The organism is Bradyrhizobium sp. 25ACV, from assembly GCF_054863005.1.
This window is the reverse complement of the sequence record NZ_JAVAYO010000008.1, coordinates 39,000-55,241: the sequence shown is the minus strand read 5'-3', so window position 1 is coordinate 55,241 and position 16,242 is coordinate 39,000. Positions and strand designations below refer to the sequence as shown.

15 protein-coding genes are annotated in these 16,242 nt (G+C 65.4%); 7 read left to right on the top strand and 8 right to left on the bottom strand.

Annotated features, from left to right (window positions below; genetic code table 11):
- Positions 1–24: 24 nt before the first annotated feature.
- The gene (gene polA, locus RAD04_RS19655) at positions 25–3,087 is read left to right on the top strand and encodes a DNA polymerase I (protein ID WP_461625070.1); all 3,063 of its coding nucleotides are present in this window, start codon (positions 25–27) and stop codon (positions 3,085–3,087) included.
- Between the two features lie 275 nt (positions 3,088–3,362).
- Positions 3,363–3,998 carry a LysE family translocator gene (locus tag RAD04_RS19650; RefSeq protein ID WP_461625069.1) on the top strand — a complete coding sequence of 212 codons (636 nt, stop codon included), beginning with the start codon at positions 3,363–3,365 and terminating at the stop codon, positions 3,996–3,998.
- A 183-nt stretch (positions 3,999–4,181) separates the two neighbouring features.
- On the opposite strand, the gene RAD04_RS19645 is transcribed toward RAD04_RS19650, so the two are convergent.
- Positions 4,182–4,808: a glutathione S-transferase family protein gene (locus RAD04_RS19645; protein ID WP_461625068.1), complete on the bottom strand. Its 627-nt coding sequence runs from the start codon at positions 4,806–4,808 to the stop codon at positions 4,182–4,184.
- 173 nt (positions 4,809–4,981) lie between these two features.
- Between RAD04_RS19645 and pyrE the strand changes: the two genes are divergently transcribed.
- Positions 4,982–5,545 carry an orotate phosphoribosyltransferase gene (gene pyrE / locus RAD04_RS19640; RefSeq protein WP_212277777.1) on the top strand — a complete coding sequence of 188 codons (564 nt, stop codon included), beginning with the start codon at positions 4,982–4,984 and terminating at the stop codon, positions 5,543–5,545.
- Positions 5,546–5,795: 250 nt separating this feature from the next.
- A complete protein-coding gene (locus RAD04_RS19635) occupies positions 5,796–6,563 on the top strand; it encodes a DUF2865 domain-containing protein (protein ID WP_461625067.1) in 768 nt (255 codons plus the stop codon).
- 72 nt (positions 6,564–6,635) lie between these two features.
- On the opposite strand, the gene RAD04_RS19630 is transcribed toward RAD04_RS19635, so the two are convergent.
- The 7 genes from RAD04_RS19630 to RAD04_RS19600 form a co-directional block, all read right to left on the bottom strand.
- The gene (locus RAD04_RS19630; RefSeq protein ID WP_038973194.1) at positions 6,636–7,067 is read right to left on the bottom strand and encodes a hypothetical protein; all 432 of its coding nucleotides are present in this window, start codon (positions 7,065–7,067) and stop codon (positions 6,636–6,638) included.
- A gap of 293 nt (positions 7,068–7,360) precedes the next feature.
- A complete protein-coding gene (gene pdeM / locus RAD04_RS19625) occupies positions 7,361–8,032 on the bottom strand; it encodes a ligase-associated DNA damage response endonuclease PdeM (RefSeq protein ID WP_461625066.1) in 672 nt (223 codons plus the stop codon).
- Positions 8,033–8,071: 39 nt separating this feature from the next.
- Positions 8,072–10,657 (bottom strand): ligase-associated DNA damage response DEXH box helicase, encoded by a 2,586-nt coding sequence (locus RAD04_RS19620; RefSeq protein ID WP_461625065.1) that lies wholly within the window; start codon positions 10,655–10,657, stop codon positions 8,072–8,074.
- Positions 10,658–10,735: 78 nt separating this feature from the next.
- On the bottom strand, positions 10,736–11,101 hold the full coding sequence (locus RAD04_RS19615; protein WP_461625064.1) for a nuclear transport factor 2 family protein: 366 nt from the start codon (positions 11,099–11,101) through the stop codon (positions 10,736–10,738).
- Positions 11,102–11,257: 156 nt separating this feature from the next.
- The gene (locus RAD04_RS19610) at positions 11,258–11,608 is read right to left on the bottom strand and encodes a RidA family protein (RefSeq protein ID WP_018320814.1); all 351 of its coding nucleotides are present in this window, start codon (positions 11,606–11,608) and stop codon (positions 11,258–11,260) included.
- A 134-nt stretch (positions 11,609–11,742) separates the two neighbouring features.
- Positions 11,743–12,648 (bottom strand): CE1 family esterase, encoded by a 906-nt coding sequence (locus RAD04_RS19605; RefSeq protein WP_461625304.1) that lies wholly within the window; start codon positions 12,646–12,648, stop codon positions 11,743–11,745.
- 15 nt (positions 12,649–12,663) lie between these two features.
- On the bottom strand, positions 12,664–14,322 hold the full coding sequence (locus RAD04_RS19600; RefSeq protein ID WP_461625063.1) for an FAD-binding dehydrogenase: 1,659 nt from the start codon (positions 14,320–14,322) through the stop codon (positions 12,664–12,666).
- A gap of 279 nt (positions 14,323–14,601) precedes the next feature.
- Here RAD04_RS19600 and RAD04_RS19595 point away from each other — a divergent pair, with 279 nt between their 5' ends.
- The 3 genes from RAD04_RS19595 to RAD04_RS19585 all read left to right on the top strand — a co-directional run bounded on the left by RAD04_RS19595 (position 14,602) and on the right by RAD04_RS19585 (position 16,043).
- Entirely contained in the window at positions 14,602–15,123 is a 522-nt protein-coding gene (locus tag RAD04_RS19595) for a hypothetical protein (RefSeq protein WP_461625062.1), read from the top strand.
- A 110-nt stretch (positions 15,124–15,233) separates the two neighbouring features.
- Positions 15,234–15,428 carry a hypothetical protein gene (locus RAD04_RS19590; protein ID WP_461625061.1) on the top strand — a complete coding sequence of 65 codons (195 nt, stop codon included), beginning with the start codon at positions 15,234–15,236 and terminating at the stop codon, positions 15,426–15,428.
- Between the two features lie 24 nt (positions 15,429–15,452).
- Positions 15,453–16,043: an SCO family protein gene (locus RAD04_RS19585; protein WP_183710606.1), complete on the top strand. Its 591-nt coding sequence runs from the start codon at positions 15,453–15,455 to the stop codon at positions 16,041–16,043.
- Positions 16,044–16,242 lie beyond the last annotated feature (199 nt).

The window sequence follows — 16,242 nt, the reverse complement described above, 5'->3', positions numbered from 1 at the left end:
CGCAAAAATTCATACATTGCGGCCATGCCAAAGACCTCCCCGAAGACCTCCGCCAAAGCCGATACCCCCACTGCCGCGCCAGCTGCTGCCAAACCGGTTGCGGCTAAACCGGTTGCAGCAAAGCCGGCCGGCAAGGGCGACCACATCTTCCTGGTCGACGGTTCCGGCTACATCTTCCGCGCCTATCACGCGCTGCCGCCGCTGAACCGCAAGTCGGACGGGCTGCAGGTCAACGCCGTGCTCGGTTTCTGCAACATGCTGTGGAAGCTGCTCCGCGACATGCCGGAAGACAACCGGCCGACGCACCTCGCGATCATCTTCGACAAGTCGGAGGTCACGTTCCGCAACAAGATCTACCCGGAGTACAAGGCCCACCGGGCGCCGGCGCCTGACGATCTCATCCCGCAATTTGCGCTGATCCGCGAGGCGGTCCGCGCCTTCGACCTGCCCTGCCTGGAACAAGTGGGCTTCGAGGCCGACGACCTGATCGCAACCTATGTGCGGCAGGCCTGCGAGCGCGGCGCCAGCGCGACCATCGTGTCCTCCGACAAGGATTTGATGCAGCTCGTCACCGATTGCGTCACCATGTACGACACCATGAAGGATCGCCGCATCGGCATCCCCGAGGTGATCGAGAAATTCGGGGTGCCGCCGAACAAGGTCGTCGAGGTACAGGCTTTGGCCGGCGATTCCACCGACAACGTGCCCGGCGTGCCCGGCATCGGCATCAAGACCGCGGCGCAGCTGATCACCGAATATGGCGACCTCGACCAACTGCTGTTCCGCGCCGGCGAGATCAAGCAGCCCAAGCGGCGCGAGGCGCTGCTCGAGAACGCCGAGAAAGCGCGGATCTCGCGGCAGCTCGTGCTACTCGACGACAAGGTCGCACTCGACGTGCCGCTCGACGACCTCGCCGTCCACGAGCCCGACGCGCGCAAGCTGATTGCCTTCCTGAAGGCGATGGAATTCACCACGCTGACGCGGCGGGTCGCCGACTATTCGCAAATCGATCCCGCCAATGTCGATGCCGACCCTGGCTATGCCAGCGGTGCCAGCGTGTTCACGACGCTGCCGCCCTCGGATGTCGTGCCTGCGCCGGGCGGCGATACGTCGGCGCAAGCCCGGGCGAAAGAGCCCAACAAGTCAGCGGGTAAGGAGGACAAGGCTGCGAGCCCGAAGGGCGCGCCGATCTCCCTGGCCGCCGCGCGCGAAGAGGCGCTGCGCAAGCTTCCGGTCGATCGCGCCAAATATCAAACGATCAAGTCGCTCAAGGAGCTCGACGCCTTCATCGCGCGCATCCACGATACCGGTCATGTCGCGGTCGAGATCCGCGGAAACTCGATCGATCCGATGCAGGCCGATTTCTGCGGCATCGCGCTGGCGCTGGCGCCGAACGAGGCCTGCTATGTGCCGCTGGCGCACAAGCAAGCTGGCGGCGGGGCCGGCCTGTTCGACGCCGGCCTTGCACCCGATCAGGTCAAGCATGCCGATGCGATCGAGGCGCTGCGGCCGGTGCTGGAATCGGCGGGCATTCTCAAGATCGGCTTCGATCTCAAATTCACCGGCGTCATGCTGGCGCAGCACGGCATCACCTTGCGCAACACCGACGATGCGCAGTTGATCTCCTATGTGCTCGATGCCGGCCGCGGCTCGCACGCGATCGAATCGCTGTCCGAGCGCTGGTTCGGACACGCCATGCTGAAGGAGAGCGAGCTGCTCGGCAGCGGCAAGGGTAAGATCACCTTCGACCAGGTGCCGATCGACAAGGCCGCGGCACTGTCGGCCGAAGGCGCCGACGTCGCCTTGCGCGTCTGGCGCGTGCTGAAGCCGCGCCTCGTCGCCGAGCACATGACCGCGGTCTACGAGACGCTGGAGCGTCCGCTGGTCGCGGTGCTTGCGCGCATGGAGCGGCGCGGCATCTCGATCGACCGCCAGGTGCTGTCGCGGCTGTCCGGCGACTTCGCCCAGACCGCGGCCCGCGTCGAGGCCGAGATCCAGGAGATCGCGGGCGAGCCGGTCAATGTCGGCAGCCCCAAGCAGATCGGCGACATCCTGTTCGGCAAGATGGGACTGTCAGGCGGCACCAAGACCAAGACCGGCGCCTGGTCGACCACCGCGCAGGTCCTGGACGAGCTGGCCGAGCAGGGCCATGACTTCCCGAAGAAGATTTTGGAGTGGCGCCAGGTCTCGAAACTGAAATCGACCTACACCGACGCGCTGCCGACTTACGTCAATCCGCAGACCCATCGCGTGCACACCACCTACGCGCTGGCCGCGACCACGACGGGCCGGCTGTCGTCGAACGAGCCGAATTTGCAAAACATCCCGGTGCGCACCGAGGACGGCCGCAAAATCCGACGCGCCTTCATCGCAACACCCGGGCACAAGCTGGTCTCCGCGGACTATTCGCAGATCGAGCTGCGGCTGCTGGCGGAGATCGCCGACATTCCCGTACTGAAGCAGGCCTTCCGCGACGGTCTCGACATTCACGCCATGACGGCATCGGAAATGTTCGGCGTGCCGATCAAGGGCATGCCGAGCGAGATCCGCCGCCGCGCAAAGGCGATCAATTTCGGCATCATCTACGGCATCTCCGCGTTCGGCCTCGCCAACCAGCTCGGCATCGCCCGCGAGGAGGCCTCGGCCTACATCAAGAAATATTTCGAGCGCTTCCCCGGCATCCGCGCCTACATGGACGAGACGCGCGATTTCTGCCGGCAGAACGGCTATGTCACCACGCTGTTCGGCCGCAAATGCCACTATCCCGACATCAAGGCCTCCAACGCCTCGGTGCGTGCCTTCAACGAGCGCGCCGCGATCAACGCGCGGCTGCAGGGCACCGCGGCCGACATCATCCGCCGCGCCATGACGCGGGTGGAGGATGCCCTCGCCGCAAAGAAGCTGTCGGCGCAAATGCTGCTGCAGGTGCATGACGAATTGATCTTCGAAGTGCCCGACGCCGAGGTCGAGGCGACGCTGCCCGTCGTGCAGCACGTGATGCAGGACGCACCGTTCCCGGCCGTGCTGCTGTCGGTGCCGTTGCATGTCGATGCGCGCGCGGCGAACAACTGGGACGAGGCGCATTGAGGCGGCTCTTTACCTCTCCCGCTTGCACGCGCTGACGCCACACAGCCGGTGTCGTCCCCGCGAAAGCGGGGACCCATAGCCACTGGATCGGGTTTGGCGAAGATTGCCCATGACTATCGCGCGTCAAACTTCTCCCTGGGGGTATGGGTCCCCGCGTTCGCGGGGACGACGTTGGAGTGACATGCGAGAACCTGAATTGTCCTCCGAGCAATTGCGCGATGGCCCCACCGCGCCTCGCATATTAGAACCGTGCCATCTCCCGCACCGGTTCACCCATGCCCCCCACCTCCGCTTTGCTCGGCTTCGCCCTCGTCTGCCTTGGCCTCGTGCTCACGCCGGGGCCGAACATGATCTACCTGATCTCGCGCTCGATCACGCAAGGACCGGCGGCGGGCATCGTCTCGCTCGGCGGCGTCGCGCTCGGCTTCGTGTTCTACATGCTGTGTGCGGCGTTCGGCATCACGGCGCTGCTGCTCGCCATTCCCTTCGCCTATGACGCGCTGCGCTTCGCCGGCGCGGGCTATCTGCTCTGGCTCGCCTGGCAGGCGGTGAAGCCGGGCGGGCGCTCGCCATTCCAGGTGAAGCAGCTTGCCATCGACAGCCCGCGCAAATTGTTCGCGATGGGTTTTGTCACCAACCTGCTCAACCCAAAGATCGCAATGCTTTATCTCGCGCTGCTGCCGCAGTTCATCGATCCCACCGCAGGCAGCGTGCTGACGCAGTCGATCGTGCTCGGGGCAATCCAGATCGCGATCAGCGTCAGCGTCAACGCGATGATCGCGCTCGCGGCGGGATCGATCGCGCTGTTCCTGGCGAACCGGCCGAGCTGGATGCTGGTGCAGCGCTGGCTGATGGGCACGGTGCTGGCCGGGCTCGCGGTGCGGATGGCGGTCGAAGCGAAGAAGGTGTGAGGTTCTTTCTTCACCCTCCCCTGGAGGGGGAGGGTCGCTGCGCATGTAGCGAAGCGGAATGCGTAGCGGGGTGGGGTGAAGGTCCCTCCCCGTCCAACAGTGCCCGAGTGGAGAGATCACCCCACCCCGCTCGCGCTTCGCGCGATCGACCCTCCCCCTCCAGGGGAGGGTAAGAGCGAAGCCTCAATCCAGCTTCGCCTCCATGCCCCGCTTCACCGCCGGGCGCGCCATCAAGGCCTCGTACCAGCGCTTGACGTTGGGGAAGTCGGCCAGCTCAACCTTGTGGCGAGGGTGGCGCCAGGCCCAGCCCAGGATGGCAAAATCGGCAATCGAGAGGTCGCCGGCGACGAAGTCGCGGCCGTCCAGCTGGCGGTCGAGCACGCCGTAGAGCCGGCGGGTCTCAGCCATGTAGCGCTTCAGGCCGTAGGCACGGTCCTGCTCGTTCTCGAGCGCGATGAAATGATGCACCTGGCCCGGCATCGGGCCGAAGCCGCCCATCTGCCACATCAGCCATTCATAGACCGGGATGCGGGCGCCCAGCGATTTCGGCAGGAATTTGCCGGTCTTTTCACCGAGATAGAGCAGGATCGCGCCTGATTCGAAGATGCTGACCGGCTTGCCGTCCGGCCCTTCGGGGTCGACGATCGCAGGGATCTTGTTGTTCGGGGAGAGCTTGAGGAACCCCGGCGCCATCTGTTCCCCCTTGGTGATGTTCACCGGGATCACCTTGTAGGGCAGCCCCATCTCCTCCAGCGCGACCGAGATCTTGCGGCCGTTCGGCGTGTTCCAAGTGTGCAGCTCGATGGTCATGCCTTGCTTCCTTCCCCAACAGGTTTGGCATCCCACCTACTCCAGAACGTCGCGCCCCCACAACCGGCGGTCCGGGATGGCCGATCCCTGTTGACGAGGGACGCCCCCTCTGGAATGTCGCGGCTGTCGCGGATAAATTCCGCCTCCTCCAAAAACGCTCCCGAGGGACCGCCGTGTCGAAATCAGCCTCCCGCGCCCGCCTGTTCGAAATCATCCGCCGGCGCTCATTCGGCCGCGGCGAGGTGACGCTCGCGTCGGGCCGCAAGAGCGATTTCTACTTCAACCTCAAGCCGACCATGCTCGACCCTGAGGGGGCGACCCTGCTCGCCGAGCTGACCTATGAGGCGCTGAAGGACGACAATCTCGATTTCATCGGCGGGCTTGAGATGGGCGCGGTGCCGCTCGCCGGCGCGCTGGCGCAGATCTCATGGATCAAGGGCCATCCGATCGCGGCGTTCTTCGTGCGCAAGAAGCCGAAGGAGCACGGCGCGAAACTCGCGATCGAGGGCCTGCCCAAGGGCGAGACGCTCGAGGGCAAGCGCGTCGTGATCGTCGAGGACGTCACGACGACAGGCGGCTCGGCGATGAAGGCGGTGGAATCGGTGCGCGAGACCGGCGCCGAGGTGGTGCTGGTGCTGACCATGGTCGATCGCGAGGAAGGCGCCACCGACACGTTCGGTGCGGCCGGCCTGCCGTTCCGTTCGCTGTACAAGGCCTCGGAATTCTTGAAAGCCTGACGCGGCGAAACATCCCTCGCCGTCATGCGTCAGTGTGCCCCGGACGCAACCATCCGTCCAAAGCTGCGCCCGGCCCTAAAGAGGCCACCGCCTCGTCTTGAAACCGCCTCCGCTCAACTGCTCATTTACCATCGCGCCTTATGGTGAATCATGTGCTGAGACCCCTTGAGGTCCCAGCCGGTTCGGAAGCGTCGGGTGGAGTAAGCGTTTGCGTACAGTCCTGTCCCATGCGCGCCGGCGGCGTCGCGCGATGCTTGTGGCCGCCACCCTTGGAGCACTTGCGGCTCCGGCCCCGGTTTCGGCCGAGGGCCTGTTCGATTTCTTCTTCGGCGGCATGCAGCAGCAGCGGCCGCAGCGCGAGGTGCCGCAACAGTCGAGCTCCTACGCCGATCCCTTCACCGGGCAGCAAAATGCCGCAACCCCGCAATATGTGCCGCCGACCCGCTCGGCGGCGGCTGGCGGCTCGGGCCCTGCGTTCTGCGTGCGCAGCTGCGACGGCAAATATTTTCCGCTGATGCGCGGCCTCGCCTCACCGGCGCAGATGTGTCAGGCGTTCTGTCCTGCCAGCGCGACCAAGGTCTATTTCGGCTCCTCGATCGACGGCGCCGCGTTGCTGACCGGCGAGCGCTACGCCGACAGCGAGAACGCGTTCGCCTACCGCAAGGCGCTGCGCGCCGACTGCACATGCAACGGCCGCGAGCCGGTCGGCCTTGCCCCGGTCGATCTCGCGCTGGACTCCTCGCTGAAAGCCGGCGACGTGATCGCCACCACTGACGGCCTCGTCGCCTATACCGGCATCCGCGTCGGCAACGACCAGGCTGCGGACTTCACCCCGGTTGCCTCCTATCCCGGCCTCACCGCGCAAGTCCGCGCCCGCCTCGGCGAGATGAAGGTGGCCCCGGTGCGGGCAGAGACAGTGTCGGCAGATGCGCCCGCTGCTGAGATCGTGCGTGAAACGCTGCCCGACGTGACGGTGCCGAAGACGCCAAAGCCGGCGAAGCGGGCGGGGTTGGATTAAGTCCAAGCCCTCACCACGCCGTCATTGCGAGCTTCGTCGCAAGGGCTCCTCGCAATGACGGAGGTTGCGGCACTATCGTCCGATAATCACCCCGATCACGTTCGGCGCCGCCAGATATTTCTCCTCGATCGCTGCGCGCGCGGCGGCGCGGTTGTCCGGCGTCAAGAGGCCGCGCTTCTCGGCCAGGATCATCCAGCAAAAACCCCACCAGTCCGTCAGCATGCCCTGATCGCCGACGAGGTCGTAGCCCTGCTCGGCCGCGAAGATGCGCGCATGCGCTTCGTCCAGCGTGTCCAGGAACAGATGATCCTCGGTCGAGAACAGGTCGTCGCTGACATCGTCGATGGTGTAGCCCCAGATCGACTGGCACACCGCATTGAACTCGCGGTCGAACTGGTCGTCATCGATCCTCTGGCGCCGCGCCGCCTGATGCAGCCGGGATAGCGAGCGCGCGAAATCGGCGATCCGGGTGAGGGCAAATTGATCGAAGGCGATGGTGGACATGTAGTCCTCGCAAAGTCTGACAGACGCTAGATATTGTATCGGCAACGCGCCGAATCACAATGATATATCAAAGACTTGCTAAAGTGTTCTTAATTTGTTCCGAACTCGGCGACTGTCCCCGCCAGTTTTGATCGCCCGAAATGAAAGGGGCCGCCTCGCAGCGGCCCCTTGCCGGTTACAATTCTTGTTCGGGATGAGAAATTCCAGCCCCGGCAAGCGCAAAGTTAGAGCCGGCAACGCGCTTGGGCGATTCCGGAAAACTACTGAACGTAGTGCTGTCCCAATTTTTGGCCTCAGGAGCAGCGTGAAGCCGCAATGGCGTGGACGCGGCGGTCGCCGAGCAGATGGGCGACAAAACCATTGGCCGGAAAGATCTTTGCGAAGGCGGCGTCGCGGATGCTGAGGCCGCCGGCATAGGCGCCGAACGCCGGCATCACCGCACGCATCCCGTCGGAGGCGAAGCAGCGGCGCTCCATCGAGCGGCCGCGCGCGGAGACGCGCGCCTTGGGATGGAGATGGCCGGCGATCTCGCCGCGCGCGCCGGTCGGCTCGTGGCGGAAGGTGATCGGGCCGATCGCGACCTCGTCGGCGACCGTGCCGCCGAGATCGCGCGGCAGCATGGGATCGTGATTGCCGGAAATCCAGATCCAGTCGCGGCCGGTCTGGAGCGCGGCGACGGCATCGCGATCGTCGGCCGACAACCGCTCATGCGCCGTGCGGTCGTGAAAGCTATCGCCGAGTGCGATCACGGTACGCGGATCATGGCGGGAGATGACAGCAGCGAGACGGCTCAGGGTGGCGAGCGTATCGTAAGGCGGCAGCAACACGCCGCGGGCGGCGAAGCTGGACCCCTTTTCCAGATGCAGGTCGGAGACGACGAGCAGGCGCTGCTCGTCCCAGAACAGCGCGCCGGAGAGATCGGCGGCGAAGGTCACATCGCTGATGGTGACTGTGGACACGCGCATGTCGACATCTCCTGAAACCTGCGCGCCTGTCGTCACGTCTTACCCGCTTCTATCCATCGCCTCTTTGACGAGCTCATCGGCGGCTTCGGCCAAAAGCTCGTCTGCAGCTTCGCCATAGACTGACTCGCGGCCGATTTCCAGCATCACGGGCACGGCCAATGGGGAGACGCGGTCGAGTTCCCGGTGCGTGATGCGGCCGTGGATGCGGGCGAGCATGTCGCCGAGGCGGCGCAGATCGAGCAGGCCGGTGGCCGCATCGGCGCGCGCGGCGCGCAGCAGCACGTGATCGGCCTGGTGTTTTCGCAAGACATCGTAGACGAGATCGGTCGAGAACAGCACCTGACGGCGGCTCTTCTCTTCGCCGGTGTGGCGGCGGGCGATCAGGCCGGAGATGATCGCGCAGTTGCGGAAGGTGCGCTTCATCAGGGCGGACTCGGCGAGCCATGCCTCCAAATCGTCGCCGAGCATATCAGGGTCGAACAGCGCGTTGAGGTCGATCCGGCCATCACGGATCATGAAGGAGAGATCACCGAGCGCCCAGATCGCCACCGCATATTCGTTGGCGACGAAGCCGAGCGGCCGCGCGCGGGCGCGCTCCAGCCGGCGCGTCAGCAGCATGCCGAGGGTCTGATGCGCGAGACGGCCCTCGAAGGGATAGCAAACAATGTAATGCTTGTTGGCGCGCGGAAAACTCTCGACCAGGAGCTCGCGCACCGCGGGCACGCGCGAGACGTCCTTTTGCAGCGACAGCCAGTCGCGCACCTGCTCCGGTAAGCCGCCCCAGGCGCGGCCGTCATCGAGCAACCGGCGCACGCGCTCGGCGAGATAGGTCGAAAGCGGAAACTTGCCGCCCATGTAGGACGGCACTTTCGGGTCCTTGTCGTTGGCGCGGGAGACATAGACTTGGTCTTCGACCAGGGTTTCATAGCGCACCACTTCGCCTGAGAACACGAAGGTGTCACCGGGGCTCAAGCCCTCGATGAAGGCTTCCTCGATCTCGCCGAGCAACCGGCCGCCGCGCGCGATCACACCTGTCGACCCCGCTCCGCCGCCGCGCGAACGCACCAGGCGCACCTTCAGCATGTCGTCCTCGACGATGGTGCCGACATTCATCCGGTAGCTCTGCCGCACCTTGGGATTGGCGACGCGCCAGCGCCCCTCCTTGTCCTGCTTGATGCGGGCGAATCGTTCATAGGTCTTCAGCGCATAGCCGCCGGAGGCGACGAAATCGACGACGTCATCGAAATCCGTCCGCGACAAGTCTGCGTAAGGCGCGGCGGTGCGCACTTCGGCATACAGATCATCGCTGAGGAACGGCTCGCCGCAGGCACAGCCGAGCACGTGCTGGGCCAGCACGTCGAGCGCGCCGGTGCGCAAGGGTGGCGTATCCTGCGCGTTCTCGGCAATGGCATCGATGGCCACGCGGCACTCCAGCACTTCAAAACGGTTGGCCGGCACCAGCACCGCGCGCGAGGCTTCGTCGAGGCGGTGGTTGGCGCGGCCGATCCGCTGCATCAGGCGCGAGGAGCCCTTGGGCGCGCCGATATTGACGACGAGATCGACGTCGCCCCAGTCGACGCCGAGGTCGAGCGAGGAGGTGCAGACCACCCCGCGCAGGCGCCCCGCCGACATCGCGTCCTCGACCTTGCGGCGCTGCGCGACGTCGAGCGAGCCGTGATGCAGCGCGATCGCGAGGCCGTCGTCATTCATGCTCCAGAGATTCTGGAACAGCATCTCGGCCTGGCTGCGGGTGTTGACGAAGACCAGCGTGGTCTTGTTCGCCTTGATCAGCTCGTAGATCTCAGGGAGTGCGTGGCGCGCGCTGTGGCCGGCCCAGGGCAGGCGCTCGCGCGTATCCAGCATCTCGACCAGCGGCGGCGCCGCGCCGCCGGCGATGACGATGTCGGCTGCTCGCTCCCTGCCGTCGGGCTGCGGCACCAGGAAGCGCGCGAGCTGATCCGGCTCGGCCACCGTTGCCGACAGCCCGATTGCGCGCATCTGCGGCGCTAGCCGCCACAGCCGCGCCAGCCCGAGCGAGAGCAAATCGCCGCGCTTGGACGTCACCAACGCATGCAGCTCGTCGAGCACGATGCGCTTCAGCGAGGAGAACAGGAACGGCGCGTCATCCGAGGACAGCAGCAAGACGAGCTGCTCGGGCGTCGTCAGCAACACATCAGGCGGATAACGCCGTTGCCGCTGCCGCCGCGACACCGGCGTGTCGCCGGTGCGGGTCTCGACCTTGATCGGCAGCGCCATCTCCGCAATCGGCCGCTCCAGATTGCGCGCGATATCGACAGCGAGCGCCTTCAGCGGCGAGATATAGAGCGTATGCAGGCCACCGGTCCGCTGCACGCTGCGGCCGGTGGAGACGAGGCTCTGTTTCTCACCCGCCTTCCGTTCGGCCGCCTCGGTCGAAAGCTCCACCAGCGTCGGCAGAAATCCCGCCAGCGTCTTGCCGGCGCCGGTCGGTGCGATCAGCAGCGCGCTAGCGTCCTCGCGCGCCTTCTCCAGCAGCGCCAATTGATGCGCGCGCGGCGACCAGCCACGGGCTGCGAACCACGCGTTGAAGCGGTCGGGCAACAGCGCAGGCGTCTCGGCCTGAATTTTGAGGATGCGGCGCGGCACAGCATGACAGGTAAGCCGTAGGGACGCCTTCGTCGAGGGGTGCGACCCTCCCCGCCTGCGCGAGGAGGGCCAGCGCTCTCACGCCCCGGCCGGCACCTGATCCAGAAATCCGGTCACGCTTCTGATGCGGCCGTCCTTCAGCACGGCGAAATCGGTGCCCTTGATAGGGCTGTCAGTGCCGTCGGGACCAAGTCCCCATGAAAAGCGGATGTGATCGCCGTAGCCGTTGGGCTCGCCGATCAGCTTGAACTTGAAATCGGGAAAGCGCTGCTGCACGCCTGCGATCAGCGCCTCGATGCCGTCGCGGCCGTGGCCCTTCATCAAGGGATCGACATAGCTCGCATCCGTCGTCCAGTTGTCGCTGAGCAGCTCGCGGCGCCGGCCGGCCGTGCGCTCGTTCCAGAGCTCGATGTAGCGGCCGGCAATGGTGATGGGGTCGGTCATGGTGCTCTCCTTCGATGACGCCGTATTCGGCTGTCCCTGACTATCGAAGGTTCACGCGCGCTTATCGATTACCTCGCAGGTCATCGTTGCGCGAAAAAAATGGAGCGCGATGATGTCGTCATCGCGCTCCATTCGCATGCCAATTGGTCGTGAAGATTACTTCGCGGCCGTGACCATGATCTCGACGGTGTATTGCGGCGCCGCCAGCTTGGCTTCGACGGTGGCGCGGGCGGGGGTATTGCCGGCCGAGACCCAGGCGTCCCACACCGCATTCATCTCGCCGAACGTCTTCATGTCGGTGATGTAGATCGTGGCCGAGAGCAGCTTCGACTTGTCGGTGCCGGCCTTGGCGAGATGGCCGTCGATGGTCGCCAGGATGTCCTGGGTCTGCTTCGTCACGCTTTCGCCGGCGGCCTTGTTGGCGACGACACCGGCGAGATAGACGGTGTTGCCATGCACGACGACCTGACTCATGCGCGGGCCGGTTTCGAAACGCTGAATGCTCATTTACGGATCTCCTCACTGGAATGGCGGCCCTGTCTAGCCTAGCACCTCGCGCCGTGCCACCCCGGGCACGCATGCGTTGCCTGCGGCGCATGCGTTGCCGGGCACGCATGCCGTCAACGCCCAGCATGTGCGCCTCACGGAAACTGACTGAAAAAAGCCCAGATCGTCTCGGCGCCATCGATGTCGCCGTTCTGCGGCCCGAGCAGGCCGGCTGCGACCCTCGGGAAGCGGGCATCCGGAGAAAATCCAGGCATGCGGTGGCCGCCATGGTTGATGCGATAGAGCACGACGTCGTGTCCCCTCGGGCAGCGCGATGAGATCCGGGTCACTGTCGATTGGTCTGCAGGCGCCTTGTCGGGCAAGTCGGTCACGCTGGCATCGTCGGTCTCGCAGCCATTAAGCTTGCGCCAGAACGCCAGCGTCTCCTCGGTCGACCAGAACCCGTCTGCGGCAAAATAGCTCGACCCGCGTCCTCCCGCGTAAGGGACCAGCGGGTCGGCCGTGCCGTTCATGAGCAGCATCGGCAGCGGCCGTGACGGATGGCAGGTGACGGCGGCCTCGTCGGTGAGATTCATGATCACGCTCGCACCGGCCGCAAACAGATCGGCGCGGGCGCAGGCCATGGTCATCGCCATGGCGCCGCCATTGGAGACGCCCGCGATGAAGACGCGCTTTGCATCGGCGGTGCCGTCGGCCACCAGCTTCTCGACGAGCTTTGCGAGGAAGGTGACGTCGTCGGTGCCCACCGGCGGGCCGCGCAGCGCCGGCCCTGCCTTGGTTCGCGCATCCGCCCATGCATGGTTGAGGCCATCAGGAAAGACCACAGCCAGGCCCTCGCGCTTGGCGACCTGCGGCCACGCCGTCCGCGCGATCATGTCGGCGCCGCGCTGGGTCTTGCCGTGCAGCACGATGACGAGCGGTGCCGGCTTCCTGGCCGGCAATTGCGCACTGTAGGAGCGCTTTGCGCCGTTGACGTCGATCGTCTCGGCGGATGCGATTGATGCGGCGGCCAATGCAGCAACCACCGCCCCGATGCACATCCACCGCCGCACGATCTAGCCTACCGCTTTCGCCGCGGCCCGGCCCGCATTGCGGCCCGAGAACAGGCAGCCGCCGAGGAAGGTGCCTTCCAGCGAGCGATAGCCGTGCACGCCGCCGCCGCCGAAGCCGGCAGCTTCGCCGACCGCATAGAGGCCGGGAATGACGCTGCCCTCGCTGCCGAACACACGCGAGTCGAGATCGGTCTCGAAGCCGCCCAGCGTCTTGCGGGTGAGGATGTTGAGCTTGACCGCGATCAGCGGCCCCTGCGCGGGATCCAGGATCCTGTGCGGGGAAGCGGTGCGGATGAGCTTATCGCCGATATAGCGGCGCGCATTGTGGATGTTCATCACCTGCGCATCCTTGACGTAAGCGTTGGCGATCTCGCGGTCGCGCGCCTCTATCTGCATCCTGATGTGCTCGAGCTTGAGGAGGTCGCTGCCGGCAAGCTTGTTCATCTCCGCAACAAGGTCCTCGATCTTGTCGCGTACGATGAAGTCGACACCATGGCTTTTGAATGCTTCGACCGGCGCAGGCGCGCCCTTGTTGGTGGCGCGGCGCAAGGTCATGCGCCAGCTCTTGCCGGTGAGGTCGGGATTCTGCTCCGAGCCCGACAGCGCGAACTCTTTCTTGATGATGCTCTGGGTCAGGATGAACCAGGAATAATCATAGCCGGTCGACATGATGTATTTGAGCTGGCCAAGCGTGTCGGAGCCGGGGAACAGCGGCGCCGGCAGCCGCGTGCCTGTTGCGTCGAACCACATCGAGGAGGGGCCGGGCAGAATGCGGATGCCGTGGCGCGGCCAGATGGGATTCCAGTTCTGGATGCCCTCGACATAATGCCACATGCGGTCGCGATTGATCAGCCGCGCGCCTGATTTCTCGGTGATGCCGATCATGCGGCCGTCGACATGTTCGGGCACACCGGAGATCATGAATTTCGGGGGATCGCCGAGCCGCTTCGGCCAGTTCTGCCGCACCAGCTCGTGATTGCCGCCGATGCCGCCGGACGCCACGATCACGGCCTGCGCCTTCAGCGCAAACTCGCCGACGACGTTGCGCGAGGAGCTCTTGCCGCGCTCGATCGTATCGGGGGCGAGGACGGCGCCGCTGACGCCGTCCACCGTGCCGTTGGTGATCGAGAGCGCATCGACGCGGTGGCGGAACCTGAAGCTCAGCCGGCCGCTTTTCATCGCCTCGCGCGCACGGCGCTCGAACGGCTCGACGATGCCGGGCCCGGTGCCCCAGGTGACGTGAAAGCGCGGCACCGAATTGCCGTGGCCCATCGCGTCATAGCCGCCGCGTTCGGCCCAGCCGATCACCGGGAAGATGCGATGGCCCATCGCCCGCAGCCAGGCGCGCTTCTCGCCGGCCGCGAATGCCACATAGGCCTCGGCCCATTGCCGCGGCCAGAAGTCCTCGTCGCGGTCGAAGCCGGCGGCCCCGATCCAGTCCTGCATGGCCAGGTCGAAGGAATCCTTGATGCCGAGCCGGCGCTGCTCGGGCGAATCGACCAGGAACAATCCGCCGAACGACCAGAACGCCTGGCCGCCAAGCGACTGCTCGCCTTCCTGGTCGACCACGATCACGCGCTTGCCGGCATCCGCGATCTCGGTTGCGGCAACCAGTCCCGATAGGCCCGCGCCGACAACGATGACGTCAGTCTCTTCAGCCATGTGTTTCCCCCTCCATGATTCCCCCGCCACAGGTTCCTCCCTGTAGTCGCCCGGATTGAAGCCAGCGGTCGTAACTGAGATCAAGGGCGTGGCGCGTAAGACATCGTTAACTTGTTCCACTTTGGGATAGAGACCGGCCGAGTGCAGCGCGGACGCAACACTGGATTTGAATTTGTTTTGAGTCAGCCGCCCTGCCTAGACAAAACCTCGGTTACGACGGACGCTAGCCGTGCATCACCACCTGACACGCAGATTCGAACTCGACCGGGGCGGGGGACAATGAAGTTTCTGACGGGGTTGCTTGCGGCGGTTCTCCTGATCGCGGGCATGGGGGCTTCTCACGCGGTGGTTCGGATCGCGGATGACCGCGGTGGCCGGATTGGAACTTACGTCGATAGATACCAGGACCTGCGGCAGTCGGGCGAAACCGTCATCATCGACGGCCTCTGCGCGTCCGCCTGCACCATCGTCCTCGGCGCCATCCCGCATGACCGCATCTGCGTGACCTCGAGCGCGACGCTCGGCTTCCATGCCGCCTGGGATTTCGGCACCAACGGCCGGGCCGTCACCAACACCGAGGCGACTCAGATGCTCTACGCGATGTATCCGTCGCAGGTGAAGCGCTGGATCACCCAGCGCGGCGGCCTCACCCCGCACATGCTCTTCCTGAAGGGCAGGCAGCTCCAGGCCATGTACAAGCCCTGCTACATGGACGCGCAGGCCTCGACGATCAAGCCGTTGCGCCGGCCCCTCCCGCAGGCGGACCAGCTCGAATCCGCCCGTGGCCAGCTGGTTCACTGATCGTCTAGGCCTGACGGGATCGCTCTGGCCCGCCAGCGGCGCCTTGCCCGCAGGCGGGCCAAAGCTTATCTGGAAGCCAGGGAACCGGGGCCTTCGCCCCGATGATTGTCATGGCTCAACCAGTGCACCCGGCCCATCCGATACAGGACAATTCGCCCACTGCCGGCCGGACGCCGTTCGTGCTGCTGTTGGCGGGCGCGGGGATCGGCGGATTGCTGGTGCTCGGCGCGCTGGCGCTGTGGTTCCACTACGGCACGCAGATGTTCTTCGAAATGATCAGGACCGGTTTCGCCGCCTGCTTCTGATCCGCCACAGGAAGTTTTCCGCTCATGAGTTCCGCCGCCCGTCCGCTGGTGATTGCGACCGCCTTTGCCGCAAGCCTCGTTGTCGGCCTCCTGATCATGTTCTGGGCCATGGGCGGGGTCAGCAAGGTGGCGCAGCCGGCCGCGATCGGCGGCCCGTTCCAGCTGACCGACCAGAACGGCAAGGCCGTCACCGACAAGAGCCTGAAGGGCAAGCCGACCCTGATCTTCTTCGGCTACACCCATTGCCCCGACGTCTGTCCGACCTCGCTGTTCGAGATCTCGGAAGTGCTGCGCGCGATGGGCAAGGATGCCGACAAGGTCAATGCCGTCTTCATCTCGGTCGATCCCGAGCGCGATACGCCAGCGACCATGAAGGAATATCTGTCGAGCTTCGATCCGCACCTCGAGGGCCTGTCCGGCGATCCCGCCGAGACCGCCAAGGTCATCACCTCCTACCGGGTCTACGCCAAGAAGGTCCCGACCAAGGACGGCGACTACACCATGGACCACACCGCGCTGATCTATCTGATGGACCGCGACGGCCGGTTCGTCTCCCCGTTCAATTTGAAGCGCACGCCGGACGAGGCGGCGACGGATTTGAAGAAGTATCTCTGAGAAGAGCGCAGGATCGAGTGGCATTCTCGGCGCAACCTCTCCCGGCTTGCGGGGGAGGTCGGCGCGCACACCGCGCCGGGTGGGGCTCTCTCCACATTGGGGCTCTCGCCCGCGGAGATACCCCCACCCCGGCCCTCCCCCGCAAGCGGGAGAGGGAGCGCACCTCGACTTGGCTGCATTCCATGCTCGCGTTCCCGTC